The sequence below is a fragment of the Pantoea sp. CTOTU50773 genome (genome assembly GCF_032082325.1).
In the GTDB taxonomy this organism is placed as follows: Bacteria; Pseudomonadota; Gammaproteobacteria; order Enterobacterales; family Enterobacteriaceae; genus Pantoea; species Pantoea communis.
Genome location: NZ_DAMDQC010000091.1, coordinates 1 through 16,328 on the forward strand (window position 1 = coordinate 1; position 16,328 = coordinate 16,328).

Here is a 16,328-nt window from a genome sequence, read left to right on the forward strand (position 1 = left end):
CGGTGCGCGTCGCTTACTCAGCCGTATGCTGCTGGCTCCGCTGATTGGTTCCTTACTGCTGTGGCTGGCATATCAGTGCGTATTGTGGCTGACCAGCCACTGGCGCGAGGTTTCCACCGGCACAGCGACCGCGTTAATTGGCGTACCGATTCTGCTGTGGCTGTTGCCGCGTTTACGTACCGGCTCGGTTCCACCGGCGATGAATATGGGCGACAAGGTGCCGGCAGAGCGCCAGAAGGTGGTGCTGTGGTGTGGCATTGGCCTTGGGGTGCTGGCGCTGCTGAGCGTTATCGGCATCTCCTTTGGTCGTGATGCACACAGCTGGACGTGGGTGAGTGGTGAGATGCTGCATCAACTGCTGCCGTGGCGTGCACCTCGCGTGCTGGCGGCGTTAGTCGTGGGGATGATGCTGGGTGTTGCAGGTGCGTTGATTCAGCGCCTCACTGGCAACCCGATGGCCAGTCCGGAAGTGTTAGGCATCAGTTCCGGCGCGGCCTGTGGTGTGGTTGTGATGATGTTCTTTGTGCCGGGTGACGCCGTGGCGTGGTTGCTGCCCGCTGGCGCATTAGGCGCGGCGCTGACGCTGCTGGTCATTATGCTGGTCGCCAGTCGCGGAGGTTTCTCACCGGAGCGTATGTTGCTGGCGGGCATGGCGCTTAACAGTGCGTTTGTCACCTTACTGATGGTGTTAATGGCGAGTGGCGATCCGCGCATGGGCGGCCTGCTAAGCTGGATTTCCGGTTCGACGTACAACATCAATATGCCGCAGGCAGTGCAAAGCGCCGTGGTGGGTATCGTATTTATTGCGCTCGCGCCACTGGCGAGCCGCTGGCTCACACTGCTGCCGCTGGGTAGTGCGACGGCACGTTCAGCGGGGATGGCATTAACAGGTTCGCGTCTGGCCCTGCTGCTGCTGGCGGCGGCGTTAACGGCTACGGCGACCTTGACCATCGGCCCGTTGAGTTTTGTCGGTTTGATGGCGCCGCATATCGTGCGCATGCTGGGCTTCAGGCGCGCATTACCGCAGGTGTTGATGGCGGGATTATTAGGCGGCGGATTGATGGTGTTTGCAGACTGGTGCGGCAGGATGCTGGCCTTCCCGGATCAGATCCCTGCAGGTTTAATGGCGACCTTCTTCGGCGCGCCGTATTTTATCTGGCTGTTGCGTCGCGCATAAACGCGCAACCTACGTCAATCGGTGCTTACAGGGCAGCTGCGCATAAACGCGCAACCTACGTCAATCGGCGCTTACAGGGCAGCTGCGCATAATTGTGCAACCTAACGGAAATGGGTGTATGCGTGTAGCTGAGCATTACGATGCGAACGAACGGCAAGGGTGCCTTTAGGGGACGTTGTGCCTCAAGGGACAGCCGGGCACATCAATGAAGGGGCGCCATTCCTGGCGCCCGCTAATGGCTTACAGCTTCGCAAAGCTGCGGCGTGCCGCATCAATGGTGCGCTGAATATCTTCCTGGCTGTGTGCCAGCGACATAAAGCCCGCTTCAAAAGCAGAAGGTGCGAGGTAAACACCTTCTTCCAGCATCAGATGGAAGAAGCGCTTAAAGCGCTCAACGTCGCATTTTGTCACGTCGGCATAGCAGGTTACGCTTTCGGCATCGGTAAAGAAGATACCGAACATGCCGCCAACGTGGTTGATCACAAGCGGAATGTTTTCTGCTTTTGCCGCTGCCAGCAAGCCTTCAGACAGTTGGGTGGTGAGGTCGGTCAGAGTGCTGTGCGTGCCCGGTTGAGCAATCTGCGTCAGGCAAGCAAAACCGGCCGCCATGGCAATCGGGTTACCGGAAAGCGTGCCCGCCTGGTAAACCGGACCCGTTGGTGCCAGTGCAGCCATCACATCACGACGACCACCAAATGCGCCCACCGGCATGCCGCCACCGATGATTTTGCCGAGACAGGTCAGATCCGGCGTGACATCGTAATAAGCCTGAGCACCGCCCAGCGCCACACGGAAGCCGGTCATCACTTCATCGATGATCAGCAGCGCACCAAACTCATCACAGAGTGCACGCAGGCCCGGCAGGAAGTCCGGTTGCGGTGGGATGCAGTTCATATTGCCCGCAACGGGTTCAACGATGATACAGGCGATATCTTCTGGATATTGCTCGAAGGCTTCGCGTACTGACGCCAGATCGTTGTAAGTGCAGGTCAGGGTGTGTTTAGCGAAATCAGCCGGAACACCCGGCGAGTTCGGTTGGCCCAGGGTCAATGCGCCGGAACCCGCTTTCACCAGCAGACAGTCGGCGTGGCCGTGGTAGCAGCCTTCAAATTTGACGATCTTGTCACGATGGGTAAAGCCACGAGCCAGACGAATCGCGCTCATGGTGGCTTCGGTGCCGGAGTTCACCATGCGCACCATATCCATACTTGGCACCAGCTCACACACCAGCTCGGCCATTTTCACTTCCATTTCGGTTGGGGCACCGAAACTTAAACCACGAGATGCCGCTTCAATCACCGCATTGCGGATATTGGCGTTGTTATGCCCCAGCACCATTGGGCCCCATGAACCGACGTAGTCGATGTAGGCTTTGCCATCGGCGTCATACAGATAAGCGCCGTCGGCGCGTTCGATGAACAGCGGCACGCCGCCCACACCGGTAAAAGCACGTACCGGGGAGTTCACACCGCCAGGGATCAGGCGTTGCGCTTCGGCATACAGGTTTTCAGACTTACTCATTGCTCGGCTCCTGCTGTTCTGGAAAAAAATTCTGGCGCCATTCTAAGGGAAGAGTCGCCCGATTAGAAAGGCAAGCGGGTGCGAAAGCCTTTTAAAGCTATACTTTAGCGCAGCGCAGGCGGCACACAGTGTCAAGCGCAGTACTTGATTGCACTGGGCGGCTGGCAGATAATAGTGAAATTAAGGTCGTTTTCTGACCTGGACGTTTACCCGGAGTAAAACATGAGTGACGACGTAGCAGCGCTGCCTTTGCAATTCACTGAAGCAGCAGCGAAAAAAGTGAAAAATTTGATCGCGGATGAAGAGAATCCTGAGCTGAAACTGCGCGTGTACATCACCGGTGGCGGTTGCAGTGGTTTCCAGTACGGTTTTACTTTTGACGATCAAATGAATGACGGCGACATGACCATTGAAAAGCAAGGCGTGGCGCTGGTGGTTGATCCAATGAGCCTGCAGTATCTGGTGGGCGGTTCGGTTGATTATACCGAAGGTCTTGAGGGTTCACGTTTTATCGTGACAAACCCGAACGCGAAAACGACTTGCGGTTGTGGTTCTTCCTTCAGCATCTGATCCCCTTTTCTGACCGCCGTTCTGGCGGTCAGAACGTTACCACTCTACGGTCACTAATCGTGACGACTCACGACGCTTCGCATCGCGCTTTAACACGCTTTCGGTCACGCGCGGCTGTGCACTGAAGTGACGTCCACAATCAATCGATGGCAATGTTTGTTCGCTTTGCCGTGAGATATCGCAGCGGGAAAATATGGTCAACGTGACGGCAATAGAGCCGGTGGAGGTCGCCGCGCCAATTGGCGCAGCCATCGCAAGCCCTATGGCCAGGAGCAGTGCTCTGGTCATTGATAATTCCTGGTGAAGTCAAAAGTTGCGCGTTGCGCAAAAAGGGCACTGAGCATACGTGGCCGCAGTGCCTTGTATTTTGATTTTCGACAATTTTTGCCGAATCTTTAATCTTTTTTGGTGCTATTTTTCGCCGGATGTAAATCTGCACACAGCTGTTTGGCTGCCAGCAGGATACGTGGACCCGGTCGACTCAGCCAGTCATCGTTAATGGCAATCACCGGCACCGTCAGTTGTGGCTGCCAGAATTTCACGATATTCGCGGCTTGCGCGGGGCCACCGCCGATCACAATCGCCTGAGGATGACGTGCTAATACTTGCTCACGACTCACCTGCGGCCAGCTGACACGGCTGTCGGCAAAGATATTTTTGCCACCGCACAGGGTGATTACCTCGTTTTGCAACGTATTACGCGATGCAGTAAACAGCGGCTGTTGACCAAACTGCAAAAACAGAGGGATCGGCGTGCGTTGTTGATACTGTTTACGCAGATCATCCTCTTGCTGGCGCAGCGCCTGTGCGGCAGCCGCCGCCTGCTGAGGTTGTGGACTCCACGGTTTGAGCGCTGCTAACGCATCAATCATCTGATCAATGGTCTGCGGATCAATCCATTCGACTTTAATGCCCAGACGTTGCAGTTGATCGATCTGCCGCTGCGGATTGCCGCCGCGCCAGGCCAGCACCACATCCGGTTTCAGTTGCAGGATGCGTTCAACGTTGATGCCCTGCCAGTTTGCCACCTGCTCCAGCTGATTGGCCTGCGCCGGGAAATCCGAATAAGCACTCACCGCCACCGGCGTAATGCCCGCTGCAAAAGCCAGTTCAGTGAGATGGGGCGATAGCGTGATAACGCGTGGGGCAGCAGCAAACAGGCTATTGCCGATCAGCAATAGCCCCAGTAGCCAATATTTAGCCACGCGCCAGCTGTGCCAGCAGGTTTTCAACCATCAGTGACGATTGTTTAGCGGCAACGACGAGGAACTCATCAAAGCTCAGGTGGGATTCTTTGTCCGCGACATCGGAAATTGCACGCACCACAACAAACGGCACCTTGAACTGATGGCAAACGTGACCAATGGCGGTGGCCTCCATCTCCACGGCGATCGCCTGTGGGAAGGTGGTGCGAATGCGTGCCAGAGGTTCAGCACCGTTGATGAAGGCATCACCGCTGACCACTAAACCGCGCACTGCGTTGAGATCCAGCTGCTTAATCACTTGCTCCGCAGCGGCGATCAGTTTTTCATCCGCCACAAAGGCGGCCGGGCAACCGGCCATCTGGCCAGGTTCGTAACCAAAAGCGGTGACGTCGGCATCGTGATAGCGCACTTCATCGGAAACCACGATATCGCCCACTTTCAGTGAAGCGGCCAGACCACCCGCAGAGCCGGTATTGATCACCAGGTCGGGTTTGCACAGCTCCAGCAACAGGGTCGTGCCGAGCGCCGCCGCTGTTTTACCAATGCCTGATTTCAGCAGAGCAACCTCAACACCGTTCAGCGTGCCGGTATAAATTTCACAACCAGCCAGCGTCAGCGTCTGACGGTTTTCGATTTTGTCACGCAGCAGGGTGACTTCCTGCTCCATCGCGCCAATAATGCCTGCTTTCATAAAGAATCTCGCTGTAGTTATGGATGTAAAGCTTAAAAGTGAGGCATAGTCTACCATGGCTGGCAGAGGATGAATTCACCAAAAAATAAGGGGTAATGATGGCGACGATCAATTTCAAAAATAAGATCAGTTTCACCCGCCCTTATACCAGCCGCAAAGATCCAGAGGGCGAATACTTTATTACACGGCACTTTGAGAGTGACCGTGGCCGCATCATCAATTCTGCCGCGATCCGCCGCCTGCAACAAAAGACTCAGGTTTTTCCTCTGGAGCGTAATGCAGCGGTGCGTTCACGTTTGACCCACTCGCTGGAAGTGCAGCAAACCGGGCGCTATATCACCAAAGAGATCCTGCAATACCTGAAAACGCAGGGCGGTGGACTGGCAAATTACGGGCTGGAGGAGTTTGAAGGCGCGTTTGAGAGTCTGATTGAGATGGCCTGCCTGCTGCATGATGTGGGTAATCCGCCGTTTGGTCACTTTGGTGAAGCCGCGATCAATGACTGGTTTGACGACAATCTGCCTCTTGAACTCGTGGACCCGCTGGTGGCGGGCGTGGCAGATGAGCATCAGCGCACTGATTTTGACCAGCTAAATGCAATGATTCGTCAGGATTTGTGCCACTTCGAAGGCAATGCGCAGGCGATTCGCCTGGTGCATACGCTGCTGCAGCTTAATCTTAGCTATGCGCAGGTGGCCTGTATTTTAAAATATACCGCCCCCGCATGGTGGCAGGGCGATAAGCCGGCAGAATTTAGCGTGCTGATGAAGAAGCCGGGCTTTTATTTGTCCGAGCGTGAATATGTCGCTGACTTACGCGCAGCCACCGATATTAAAGAGCATCATCGCTATCCACTCACCTGGATTATGGAAGCCGCTGACGATATCTCATACTGTATTGCCGATTTAGATGATGCGGTCGAAAAAGACATTTTTGATGTTGAGACCTTGTATAAGTCTCTGCTCAAAGCCTGGGGGACGGTAAATAGTGGTGATGCGTTCAGTCGCACAGTGAGCGAGGCATGGAAAGAAGCCAACCAGAAAAAACGCCGTAGCCTGAGCGATCAATTTTTCATGTCATTACGGGTTAACGTGCAAAATGTGTTGGTTAGCCATGCCGTGCGCCGTTTTGTCGATAATCTCCCGGCTATTTTTGAAGGAAACTTCAATCATGCGCTGCTGGAAGATGACGGTGATGAAGGCCGTCTGTTGAAATTATTTAAAACCGTGGCGCGCCAGCAGGTATTTAATCATCCGGAAGTTGAGCAACTCGAATTACAAGGTTATCGGGTAATAAAAGGGTTGCTGGAAATCTATCAGTCATTAATGTTGCTGGATTATGAACAATTTACTACGCTGATGAACGACGATTTTCTGCCGAAATATCCGATAGAAACGCGACTGTTTCATAAGCTTTCAGGAAAACATCGCAAAGCTTATCAGCAGCAGATGCGTACACTGATTGTCGAGCATAAATATCAACGTTTGTTGTGGGAACGTTATTACCGTTCGCGCTTGATTCAGGACTATATCAGCGGAATGACAGACAATTATGCGTGGGATGAGTATCGTCGTTTGATGGCCGTGGAATAAGCCGAGTTTTGTAAAGATGAAGAATAAATTTTTACCTTTGCCCAAAACTTTATTAGGAACTTCGCGCTAAAAACTTAATCTCATCATCACGACCACAGCAATGGTCTGGCCGTAAATCTTAGAGAGACACAGACAAATGAAAAAAAGCACATTAATGTTAAGTGCGCTGGCGCTTAGTCTGGGCATGGCATTGAGCCCTGTCAGTTTCGCGGCGGAAAGTGCTTCCTCCTCGAACCAACAGTTGCCAAGCCTGGCGCCGATGCTGGAAAAAGTGATGCCTTCCGTGGTGAGTATTAGCGTTGAAGGTAGCACCACGGTGAAAACCCCGCGCATGCCGCAGCAATTCCAGCAATTCTTTGGTGACAACTCGCCATTCTGCCAGGACGGTTCGCCATTCCAAAGCTCGCCAATGTGCCAGGGCGGCGGTGATGGCAGCCAGGGCGTTGACAACGGCGGCGCCAATACTCAACAGCAAAAATTCCGTGCACTCGGTTCGGGTGTCGTGATTAATGCCGATAAAGGCTATGTCGTCACCAACAACCATGTGGTAGATAACGCCACCAAAATTCAGGTGCAGCTGAGCGATGGTCGTCGCTATGACGCCAAAGTGATTGGCAAAGATCCACAGTCTGATATCGCTCTGATTCAATTGCAGGACGCGAAAAACCTGACGGCAATTAAGATCGCGGACTCCGATGACCTGCGCGTCGGTGATTACACTGTCGCAATCGGTAACCCGTACGGACTCGGTGAAACAGTAACCTCCGGTATCGTTTCAGCGTTGGGCCGCAGCGGCTTGAACGTCGAGAACTACGAAAACTTCATCCAGACCGATGCTGCCATCAACCGCGGTAACTCCGGTGGTGCGCTGGTGAACCTGAACGGTGAACTGATCGGGATTAACACCGCGATTCTGGCGCCAGACGGCGGCAATATCGGTATCGGCTTTGCTATCCCAAGCGCGATGGTGAAAAACCTGACGGCGCAGATGATCGAGTATGGTCAGGTGAAGCGTGGCGAGCTGGGCATTATGGGTACCGAGCTTAACTCTGAGCTGGCGAAAGCGATGAAAGTCGATGCCCAGCGCGGTGCCTTTGTGAGCCAGGTCCTGCCTAACTCGGCAGCGGCAAAAGCGGGTGTGAAAGCCGGCGATGTCGTGGTGTCGATGAATGGCAAACCGCTGACCAGTTTTGCCGCGCTGCGTGCAGAAGTGGGTTCACTGCCGGTAGGCACTAAACTGCAGCTGGGTCTGTTACGTGATGGTAAACCGGTGACGATTACGGTTGAACTGCAGCAGAGCTCGCAGGAAAAAGTACAGTCCGCCACGATTTACACCGGCATTGAAGGTGCCGACCTGAGCAACATCGACAGCAACGGCCAGAAAGGCGTGCGCGTGGATAATGTGAAGGCAGGCAGTGCTGCAGCGCGTATTGGTCTGAAGAAAGGTGACGTGATTAGGGGCGTTAACCAGCAGGCGATTGCCAACCTTGGTGAACTGCGCAAAATCCTCGACACCAAACCGTCCGTGCTGGCCCTGAACGTGCAGCGTGGCGACAACAGCCTCTATCTGCTGATGCAGTAAGTCTGAGATGATTGAACACTGGCGAGCTTCGGCTCGCCTTTTTTGTTTTTGTCTGGCGCAGCTGCGCGATTGGCTAGCATCAACACCTTTTTAGTGTGGTCCACATTGTGCAGATGTCCGTTTCGCAATGTGACGCCTACCGCAATTCCCGTATTCTCTATCCGGCTATGTGCAGTTGCACAATGCCAGGCGTGCGTGGGATGCGTATTCTGTCACTTCTTCCCTTTCTCTGGAGTGATTGATGGCCACCTATCATCTCGATGCGCGACTGGCTCAGGATATTGTTGCCCGCACCATGCAAATTATTGACAGTAATGTCAACGTGATGGATGCACGCGGCCGCATTATTGGCAGCGGCGATCGTGAGCGTATTGGCGAATTGCACGAAGGTGCGTTGCTGGTGTTATCGCAGGGAAGGGTAGTGGACATTGATGAGGCCGTGGCGAAACATCTGCACGGCGTGCGTCCTGGTATTAACCTGCCGTTGCGTATTGATGGTGAGATTGTCGGTGTAATTGGCCTGACCGGCCAGCCGGCAGCGCTGCGTCACTACGGTGAACTGGTGTGTATGACCGCCGAAATGATGCTGGAACAAGCGCGGCTGTTGCATATGCTGGCGCAGGATAGCCGTCTGCGCGAAGAGCTGGTGCTGAACCTGATTCGCAGCGATACGCTTTCACCGGCGTTGAGCGAGTGGGCGCAGCGCCTGGGCATCGATCTCAATCAACCGCGCGTGGTGGCGGTGGTGGAAGTCGACAGCGGCCAGCTTGGCGTTGACAGTGCGATGTCGGAATTGCAGCATTTACAAACTCTGCTGACAACGCCGGATCGTGACAACCTGATTGCTATCGTTTCACTCACTGAAATGGTGGTGTTGAAGCCGGCGCTCAACGCCCACGGCCGTTACGATCAAGACGATCACCGCCGTCGCGTGGATCAGTTATTACAGCGTATGAAAGAGAGTGGGCAGGTGCGAATGCGCATCGCGCTGGGTAATTTCTTTACCGGTCCCGGCAGTATTGCGCGTTCCTACCGTACGGCGCGCACCACCATGATGGTGGGTAAACAGCGCATGCCGGAACAGCGCAGTTTCTTCTATCAGGATTTGGTGCTGCCCGTACTGCTGGATAGCCTGCGCGGTGGCTGGCAAGCGAATGAACTGGCGCGCCCGTTGGCGAAACTCAAAGCCAATGATAATAATGGATTATTGCGACGTACGCTGGTGGCGTGGTTCAGTCATAACGTGCAGCCCAGCGCCACGGCACGCGCACTATTTATCCATCGTAATACGCTCGAGTATCGCCTGAACCGCATCTCCGAGCTGACCGGATTAAACCTCGGCAATTTTGACGATCGATTGTTGCTGTATGTGGCGCTGCAACTGGATGAACAGAGCTAACCCTTAGCAGGGCCGGGAGAGGAAGATGCCCCGTTTGAATGTGCGCCTGATCTGGCTGTTGGCCGGCTTGCTGATGACCGCGACCTGTCATGCCAAAGCTGTTTCGCTGGCCTTTTTATCTGGCGAAGAGATGCAACAGACGCGAACTGCGCTGCAAAATCATCAGGCTGCGCCACAGACTGAGCAGGCGTGGCAGCAACTCAAGCAGGCTGCCGATCGTGCGCTTAATCAGCCCAATCCCAGCGTGACGCAGAAAGGGATGTTACCTCCCAGCGGTTCCCGCCATGATTATCTCAGCCTGAGTGCCTACTGGTGGCCGAATCCCGACAAGCCCAATGGCTTGCCATGGGAACGCCGTGATGGTGCGGTCAATCCGGCGAGTAAAAACGACCAAAGCGATGGTGTGCGTCTGGCTCGTTTCACCGCAGACGTGCAGGCATTGGCGCTTGCCTGGTATTTCTCCGGCGAAACCCGTTATGCAGCCAAAGCCCAATCGATGATTCGCAGCTGGTTCATCGATCCCACCACCCGCATGAATCCCAATCTTAATTATGCTCAGGGTGTGCCGGGTAAGGCTGAGGGCCGACACACCGGTGTGCTGGATGGGCGTTACTTTGCCACGCGCATAGTGGATGCACTGCAGCTACTGCACGATTCGCCCGGCTGGCACCCGCAGGATCAGGCTGCGATACATGCATGGTTTAGCGATTATCTCGGCTGGCTATTGCACAGTCAGTTGGCACAAGGCGAGCGTGATGCACCTAATAACCATGGCAGTTGGTATGCCGCACAGGTGGCGGGCATCGCGTGGTATTTGCATCAACCTCAGGTGATTAAGCAGATGGTGGTTTTAGCTCAGGATAAAATCGCCGGGCAAATTCGTACGGACGGAACGCAGCCAATGGAACTGGCACGCACACGCTCGTTCCACTATAGCTATTTCAATTTGCAGGCTCTGACCAGCCTCGCGCAACTGGCACAGCGAAGCGGCGCGGGCGATCTTTGGCACTATCAACAGCAGAGCGGTTCATTGTTGAGTGCGCTGAATTATATGGCACCGTTTAGTGATGACAGCAAAACCTGGCCATGGAAAAATCGCGATCGTGTCAGTCTGCGCTTGATTCCACTGCTCTCGCTCACGGACCGCAGCCTGAACAGCGACCGCTATCAGCGTTGGATCCATCGTGCAATCAAAACGCAGTCGACAGCCGATATCAGCACAGCAGAATCGCGAGGTGCGGAAAGAGAAGCGCTGCGTGATATTTGGTTACTTGCGCGGCCTCCCGCGCATCTGTGAAGGGAAGATTACATCCGAGGCTGCGTGCTATTTAGCATTAATCCCATCGACGCCCTGTGTGCAGCATCAGCATCGCCAATCATGATCGCTTCATAAATTTTGCGGTGTTCATCCAGAAAAATATCCTGCGCGCTGGAGGGCCAGGTGAAGAAGCACTTAAAGATGGTTTCCAGCAAATTGCCCAACGGGATGTAGAAACAGTTGTCAATGGAGTGGAAGATCAGACGATGAAAGGCGCTATCCACCTCTAGCCAGCGAGCAAGATCGAATGAACTTGCGGCGCAAACGGCGATCATTTTGCGGAATAACACAGAGAGTTCAGTGCGTTGTGCCTGAGTGGCGTGTAGCGCAGCCAGTCGGGCGGCCTGCGGTTCTATGGCCTCACGGAAGGCCAGAAACTGTTGGTACATCTCCGCCGTTGATTCAATGCCCTGCATCCATTCCAGCAGTTGCACATCAAGCAAATTCCAGTAAGTGCGGTCGCGCACGTGCGTGCCGAGTTTAGGCCGCGATTCTAATAATCCCTTTGAAGATAACAGTTTGAGCGCTTCACGCACGGCAGTTCTACTGACGCCAAAGTGGCTACATAGCTCGACTTCGCTGGGCAGAACATCACCAGCCTTTAGCGTTCCAGAGAGAATTTTTTGCGCGAGGTCACCGGCGATATGAAAATCCAGACCGCGCTGTCCTGAGGTGATGGCTGCAAATTGCATGGTTTTTGTGATACCTGAAGTCAGACATAACCCGATACTAGCCAGGGATTATGAATTCAGATAGGTGAAACAGGCCCAGATAAAACTGAATTAAGGCAAAAAAAGGCCAGCATAAGCTGGCCCTGGGAACGCGGGGAGGAAATTAACGACCGTTGCGGGTCAGTTGATCCAGATCGGATTCAATTTCAGCGATCTTATTGGATACCACGTTTTCCAGATGACGCAGATCAGCAAGGATTTTGCGTTTCAGATCGACTTCGACTTGATCGCGCTGGCAAATCTGGTCCAGTTCGTCGATCACGTAACGCAGGTTCGGGCTGATTTCCTGTACTTCTTTATAGCCCTGGCTGGTGTGATCGGCGACGACAGTTTTGCGCTGACGCGGGTATTTGAATTTCACGCTTTTGGCGAAGAATTCACCTTTGTCTTTGCGGAAGTAGATTTTCAGAATGTCGTTGCTGGCTTCCTGACGCAGGCTGTAACGGTCGATGTCTTCAGGAGAGCTGATACCTAAGCTTTTCAGGTTGTCGTACATAGCGTTTATATTCCATCTAAGAGTGGGTGAGCGCGCAGGACTATCATCATCATTCGGGATGCGGCAGATACGCAGCAACCGGAACGCTTACGGCATACTTAATCAACTGTAGACACAAAAACCGGGATGAACAGTGCGCGACCGGAGTTAACTGGCGCGGATTATGAACTGTTTGAAAAATAAACGCACCAGTTAATTCGCGGCGCGAAGCAGGTAGTTTGGGTGAGAGTGTAAAGAAAAAATTACGGGCCTGAATACAGGCCCGTTGGCAGAGTAACCGAACTAATTTCTAACTTAGTCGATGGTACGCAGCAGTTCGTTGATGCCGGTTTTCGCCAGCGTTTTAGCGTCCACTTTCTTCACGATTACGGCACAGTACAGGCTGTAGCTACCATCTTTAGACGGCAGGTTACCCGATACCACCACGGAGCCCGCTGGTACGCGGCCGTAATGCACTTCGCCAGTTTCACGATCGTAGATTTTGGTGCTCTGACCGATGTAAACGCCCATGGAGATCACTGAACCTTCTTCCACGATCACGCCTTCAACGATTTCAGAACGTGCGCCGATGAAGCAGTTGTCTTCGATGATGGTTGGGTTAGCCTGCAGTGGCTCCAGAACACCGCCGATGCCGACGCCGCCAGACAGGTGAACGTTTTTGCCGATCTGCGCACAAGAACCCACGGTGGCCCAGGTGTCAACCATGGTGCCTTCATCAACGTAAGCGCCGATGTTGACGTAAGAAGGCATCAGCACGGTGTTACGTGCAATGAAAGCGCCCTGACGCACGGCAGCAGGTGGGACAACGCGGAAGCCCGCATTTTTGAAGCGTGCTTCATCCCAGTTCGCGAACTTCATTGGGACTTTGTCGTAGAAACGGGTTTCTGCGCCTTCCATCACCTGGTTGTCATTGATGCGGAACGACAGCAGCACTGCTTTCTTCAGCCACTGATGCGTTACCCACTCTCCGTTGATCTTTTCAGACACGCGCAGTTCGCCGCTATCCAGCAGGCCAATAACCTGTTCGATGGCTTCACGGGTCACGCTGTCCACGCTGGCTGGCGTGATATCGGCGCGGCGCTCAAAGGCAGATTCAATAACGCTCTGTAACTGTTGCATAATAATTTCCTGAGTCTGTCATACGGGTGCCAGCGTCGCGCTGACACAGAGAATTAAGTCGATAAATCGATTGCGGTCACACTTTATCGTTTGGATTGAGGGCCTCTGTCAACCGTTGTTGCAGCACATTGCGCATTTCGACATCAAGTGCGCGCCGTTCGCTGTCCGCCAGGATGAAAAGATCCTCAACTCGTTCGCCAATCGTACTGATGCGCGCGCCGTGCAGAGAAACGCCGAGGTCGGCAAACACTTCCCCTACACGCGCCAGCAAGCCTGGTTGATCCAGCGCGACCAGTTCCAGATAGCTACGACGATCGGTGTGCGTCGGCAGGAAATTCACTTCGGTATCGACACTGAAGTGCTTGAGGCGAGCAGACTGGCGACGTGTTCGCGGCGGCACCCATTCGGTTTGGGTAATCGCTTGCTCCAGTGCCTGCATAATCATCGGATGACGATCGGCGGCCAGCGGACTGCCATCCGGTTCCAGCACAATAAAGGTATCCATCGCCATGCCGTCGCGGCTGGTAAAGATCTGAGCATCGTGCACACTCAGGTTTCTGCGGTCGAGTTCACCGGCTACTGCGGCAAACAGGTGAGGGCGGTCCGGGCTCCAGATAAAGATTTCGGTCCCGCCGCGAGTGGCCTGCGGGCTGACCAGCACCAGAGGTTTGGTGAGGTCGTGGTCGATCAGGTGACGTGCGTGCCATGCCAGCTGATTCGGCGTGTGACGCAGGAAATAGTCAGCACGGCAGCGACTCCAGATATGGTGCAGGCGCTCTTCGTTAAGGTTTTCCATCCGCAACAGCGCGAGAGCCTGTAAGCGATGATGACGCACGCGTTCGCGCAAGTCCGGGCTGTTTTCCATACCGCGACGCAGCTGTTTTTCGGTCGCGAAGAACAATTCACGCAGCAGGCTTTGCTTCCAGCTGTTCCACAGACTTTCGTTGGTGGCGCAGATGTCGGCCACGGTGAGACACACCAGATAACGCAGGCGGTTTTCATTCTGCATGACTTCAGCGAATTGCTGAATCACCGTCGGGTCCTGAATATCACGGCGCTGGGCGGTGACCGACATCAACAGATGATGGCGCACCAGCCAGGCCACCAACTGCGTTTCCCGCGAGTTGAGCCCGTGCAATTCGGCAAAATCAAGCGCGTCCTGCGCCCCCAGAATCGAGTGGTCACCGCCGCGCCCTTTGGCAATATCGTGCAACAAGGCAGCCATCAGCAGCAGTTCGATCTGTGGCAAACGCGGCCAGAGTTCTACACACAATGGGTGCATCGGACGCGTGGCTTCGTTGGCGAAACTTTCCAGCTTTTGCAGGACGCGAATGGTGTGCTCATCCACCGTGTAAGCATGGAACAGGTCAAACTGCATCTGGCCGACAATATTGCCCCACAGCGGCGTATACGCCCAAAGGACACTGTGGCGATGCATCGGCACCAGCGCCCGCTTTACCGCGCCCGGATGGCGCAGAATCGCCATAAAGGTGTCACGCGCTTCGGCAATCTGGCACAGCGGCTGCTTCAGATGACGACGCGCATGGCGTAAATGACGTAGCGTGGTGGAGTAAATGCCGGTGATGTTCTCATTACGTACCATCACATAAAACATGCGCAGAATGGCCTGCGGTTCACGTTCGAACAACGTGGGGTCACGCAGATCAATCAAATTGCCGCGCAGTTGGAAATCATCATCAACGCTGCGCGGTTTCTCGGTGGTGGAGAGCGCGAGGATCGCTTCATCAAACAGCTGCAGCAGCATCTGATTGAGCTCACCAATGCGGCGCGTCACCCGGTAAAAATCTTTCATCATGCGCTCAACCGGCTCATTGCCTTCGCCGAGATAGTTGAGCCGCTGTGCCACAGTGAGCTGGCGATCAAACAACAATCGATTGTCGTAGCGTGTGAGCGTTAAGTGCAGCGCGAAGCGAATTCGCCAGAGGAACTCCTGGCATTCATTAATTTCATTACGCTCGGCCTCCGTGATAAAGCCAAAACCGACCATTTCATCCATGGTGGTGGCACCGAAATGGCGGCGCGCCACCCACTGTAAGGTGTGGATGTCGCGCAGGCCGCCCGGGCTGCTTTTAATATCGGGTTCGAGATTGTAGCTGGTACCGTGATAGCGCTGATGACGTTCCTGCTGCTCTTCAATCTTGGCCGCGAAAAAGCGAGAGGACGGCCAGAAGCCATCGCTGAAAATGTTCTTCTGCAACTCAAGGAACAGGGCGACATCGCCTGTCAGCATGCGGGATTCGATCAGGTTGGTCGCGACGGTAAGATCGGACAACCCCTCCAGTAAACACTCTTCCAGCGTGCGCACACTGTGGCCAACTTCGAGTTTTAAATCCCACATCAGCGTCAGGAGTTCGCTGGTGCGTTGCGCGGCCGCATCATCCAGTGGCTGGCGGCTGAGTATCAAGACATCGATATCGGAGAGCGGATGCAGTTCACCACGGCCATAGCCGCCCACCGCAACCAACGCAATCTCTTTCATTTTATCGAAGCCGTAGAAGCGCCACAGTCGGCGCAACAGACGATCGATAAATAGCGTGCGGGCATCAATCAGTGATTCAACGTCAGTACCGGCATCAAAGGCCATACCGAGATGCTGCTGGAATTGCTCCAGATAGAGTTTTAATTTGTCACGCGTCAGGGCTTCATCGGGCCAGCTGGCGGGGGAATCAGTCAGGCCTTTGTGTACTGCTTCGGTCACGCTACCACTCATCGACATGCCTCGTAAGCGCCATAAAAAAGGCCGGCATTATGCCGGCCTGGTACTGTCTTGAAGAACGTTACGCGTTGTTTTCGAGCACCGCAGCAATGGTGTCATCTTCACGCAGCGTAAGAATCTCACAGCCGTTTTCTGTCACCACAATAGTATGCTCATACTGCGCGGACAAGCTGCGATCTTTGGTTTTTAC

14 protein-coding genes and 1 pseudogene are annotated in these 16,328 nt (G+C 54.3%); 6 read left to right on the forward strand and 9 right to left on the reverse strand.

Annotation, left to right across the window (positions count from 1 at the left end; all coding sequences use genetic code 11):
* Positions 1-1,177, forward strand: a 1,177-nt coding sequence (locus RT340_RS14635; RefSeq protein ID WP_313376752.1) for an iron ABC transporter permease, incomplete at its 5' end; no start/stop codon positions are given.
* A 240-nt stretch (positions 1,178-1,417) separates the two neighbouring features.
* On the opposite strand, the gene hemL is transcribed toward RT340_RS14635, so the two are convergent.
* Positions 1,418-2,698, reverse strand: a complete 1,281-nt coding sequence (gene hemL, locus RT340_RS14640) for a glutamate-1-semialdehyde 2,1-aminomutase (protein WP_097118383.1) — start codon at positions 2,696-2,698, stop codon at positions 1,418-1,420.
* Positions 2,699-2,920: 222 nt separating this feature from the next.
* Between hemL and erpA the strand changes: the two genes are divergently transcribed.
* Positions 2,921-3,268, forward strand: a complete 348-nt coding sequence (erpA, locus tag RT340_RS14645; protein ID WP_034829523.1) for an iron-sulfur cluster insertion protein ErpA — start codon at positions 2,921-2,923, stop codon at positions 3,266-3,268.
* A 36-nt stretch (positions 3,269-3,304) separates the two neighbouring features.
* On the opposite strand, the gene RT340_RS14650 is transcribed toward erpA, so the two are convergent.
* From RT340_RS14650 to mtnN, 3 genes are all read right to left on the reverse strand, one after another.
* Positions 3,305-3,556, reverse strand: a complete 252-nt coding sequence (locus RT340_RS14650) for a hypothetical protein (RefSeq protein ID WP_034829521.1) — start codon at positions 3,554-3,556, stop codon at positions 3,305-3,307.
* Between the two features lie 107 nt (positions 3,557-3,663).
* Positions 3,664-4,473, reverse strand: a complete 810-nt coding sequence (btuF, locus tag RT340_RS14655; protein ID WP_211729118.1) for a vitamin B12 ABC transporter substrate-binding protein BtuF — start codon at positions 4,471-4,473, stop codon at positions 3,664-3,666.
* The gene (gene mtnN, locus RT340_RS14660; RefSeq protein ID WP_045813812.1) at positions 4,466-5,164 is read right to left on the reverse strand and encodes a 5'-methylthioadenosine/S-adenosylhomocysteine nucleosidase; all 699 of its coding nucleotides are present in this window, start codon (positions 5,162-5,164) and stop codon (positions 4,466-4,468) included. The genes btuF and mtnN overlap by 8 nt, the downstream gene beginning before the upstream one ends.
* Before the next feature lie 98 nt (positions 5,165-5,262).
* Here mtnN and dgt point away from each other — a divergent pair, with 98 nt between their 5' ends.
* From dgt to RT340_RS14680, 4 genes are all read left to right on the forward strand, one after another.
* Positions 5,263-6,756, forward strand: a complete 1,494-nt coding sequence (gene dgt / locus RT340_RS14665) for a dGTPase (protein WP_160833511.1) — start codon at positions 5,263-5,265, stop codon at positions 6,754-6,756.
* A 136-nt stretch (positions 6,757-6,892) separates the two neighbouring features.
* Positions 6,893-8,338: a serine endoprotease DegP gene (gene degP, locus RT340_RS14670; RefSeq protein ID WP_313376759.1), complete on the forward strand. Its 1,446-nt coding sequence runs from the start codon at positions 6,893-6,895 to the stop codon at positions 8,336-8,338.
* Between the two features lie 241 nt (positions 8,339-8,579).
* Positions 8,580-9,737: a CdaR family transcriptional regulator gene (locus tag RT340_RS14675; RefSeq protein WP_034829508.1), complete on the forward strand. Its 1,158-nt coding sequence runs from the start codon at positions 8,580-8,582 to the stop codon at positions 9,735-9,737.
* A 25-nt stretch (positions 9,738-9,762) separates the two neighbouring features.
* Positions 9,763-11,034, forward strand: a complete 1,272-nt coding sequence (locus tag RT340_RS14680; RefSeq protein ID WP_211729116.1) for an alginate lyase family protein — start codon at positions 9,763-9,765, stop codon at positions 11,032-11,034.
* An 8-nt stretch (positions 11,035-11,042) separates the two neighbouring features.
* Here RT340_RS14680 and RT340_RS14685 read toward each other — a convergent pair whose 3' ends face one another.
* The 5 genes and pseudogenes from RT340_RS14685 to RT340_RS14705 all read right to left on the reverse strand — a co-directional run.
* A complete protein-coding gene (locus tag RT340_RS14685) occupies positions 11,043-11,747 on the reverse strand; it encodes a FadR/GntR family transcriptional regulator (protein ID WP_313376764.1) in 705 nt (234 codons plus the stop codon).
* A 142-nt stretch (positions 11,748-11,889) separates the two neighbouring features.
* Positions 11,890-12,282, reverse strand: coding sequence for a DUF3461 family protein (locus RT340_RS14690; RefSeq protein WP_034829501.1), 393 nt, complete (start codon positions 12,280-12,282; stop codon positions 11,890-11,892).
* Positions 12,283-12,576: 294 nt separating this feature from the next.
* Positions 12,577-13,401 carry a 2,3,4,5-tetrahydropyridine-2,6-dicarboxylate N-succinyltransferase gene (dapD, locus tag RT340_RS14695; protein ID WP_038648942.1) on the reverse strand — a complete coding sequence of 275 codons (825 nt, stop codon included), beginning with the start codon at positions 13,399-13,401 and terminating at the stop codon, positions 12,577-12,579.
* Positions 13,402-13,477: 76 nt separating this feature from the next.
* Positions 13,478-16,132 (reverse strand): bifunctional uridylyltransferase/uridylyl-removing protein GlnD, encoded by a 2,655-nt coding sequence (gene glnD, locus RT340_RS14700; RefSeq protein ID WP_211729114.1) that lies wholly within the window; start codon positions 16,130-16,132, stop codon positions 13,478-13,480.
* Positions 16,133-16,199: 67 nt separating this feature from the next.
* Positions 16,200-16,328: pseudogene (locus tag RT340_RS14705) on the reverse strand (type I methionyl aminopeptidase); the annotation flags it as partial.

What these genes read in the sequence shown, in the direction of transcription:
- hemL (WP_097118383.1), bottom strand. Translation starts at nt 2,698, where the DNA reads ATGAGTAAGTCTGAAAACCTGTATGCCGAAGCGCAACGCCTGATCCCT.
- RT340_RS14690 (WP_034829501.1), bottom strand. Translation starts at nt 12,282, where the DNA reads ATGTACGACAACCTGAAAAGCTTAGGTATCAGCTCTCCTGAAGACATC.
- RT340_RS14680 (WP_211729116.1), top strand. Translation starts at nt 9,763, where the DNA reads ATGCCCCGTTTGAATGTGCGCCTGATCTGGCTGTTGGCCGGCTTGCTG.
- glnD (WP_211729114.1), bottom strand. Translation starts at nt 16,132, where the DNA reads ATGAGTGGTAGCGTGACCGAAGCAGTACACAAAGGCCTGACTGATTCC.
- dapD (WP_038648942.1), bottom strand. Translation starts at nt 13,401, where the DNA reads ATGCAACAGTTACAGAGCGTTATTGAATCTGCCTTTGAGCGCCGCGCC.
- degP (WP_313376759.1), top strand. Translation starts at nt 6,893, where the DNA reads ATGAAAAAAAGCACATTAATGTTAAGTGCGCTGGCGCTTAGTCTGGGC.
- dgt (WP_160833511.1), top strand. Translation starts at nt 5,263, where the DNA reads ATGGCGACGATCAATTTCAAAAATAAGATCAGTTTCACCCGCCCTTAT.
- RT340_RS14650 (WP_034829521.1), bottom strand. Translation starts at nt 3,556, where the DNA reads ATGACCAGAGCACTGCTCCTGGCCATAGGGCTTGCGATGGCTGCGCCA.
- RT340_RS14685 (WP_313376764.1), bottom strand. Translation starts at nt 11,747, where the DNA reads ATGCAATTTGCAGCCATCACCTCAGGACAGCGCGGTCTGGATTTTCAT.
- RT340_RS14675 (WP_034829508.1), top strand. Translation starts at nt 8,580, where the DNA reads ATGGCCACCTATCATCTCGATGCGCGACTGGCTCAGGATATTGTTGCC.
- mtnN (WP_045813812.1), bottom strand. Translation starts at nt 5,164, where the DNA reads ATGAAAGCAGGCATTATTGGCGCGATGGAGCAGGAAGTCACCCTGCTG.
- erpA (WP_034829523.1), top strand. Translation starts at nt 2,921, where the DNA reads ATGAGTGACGACGTAGCAGCGCTGCCTTTGCAATTCACTGAAGCAGCA.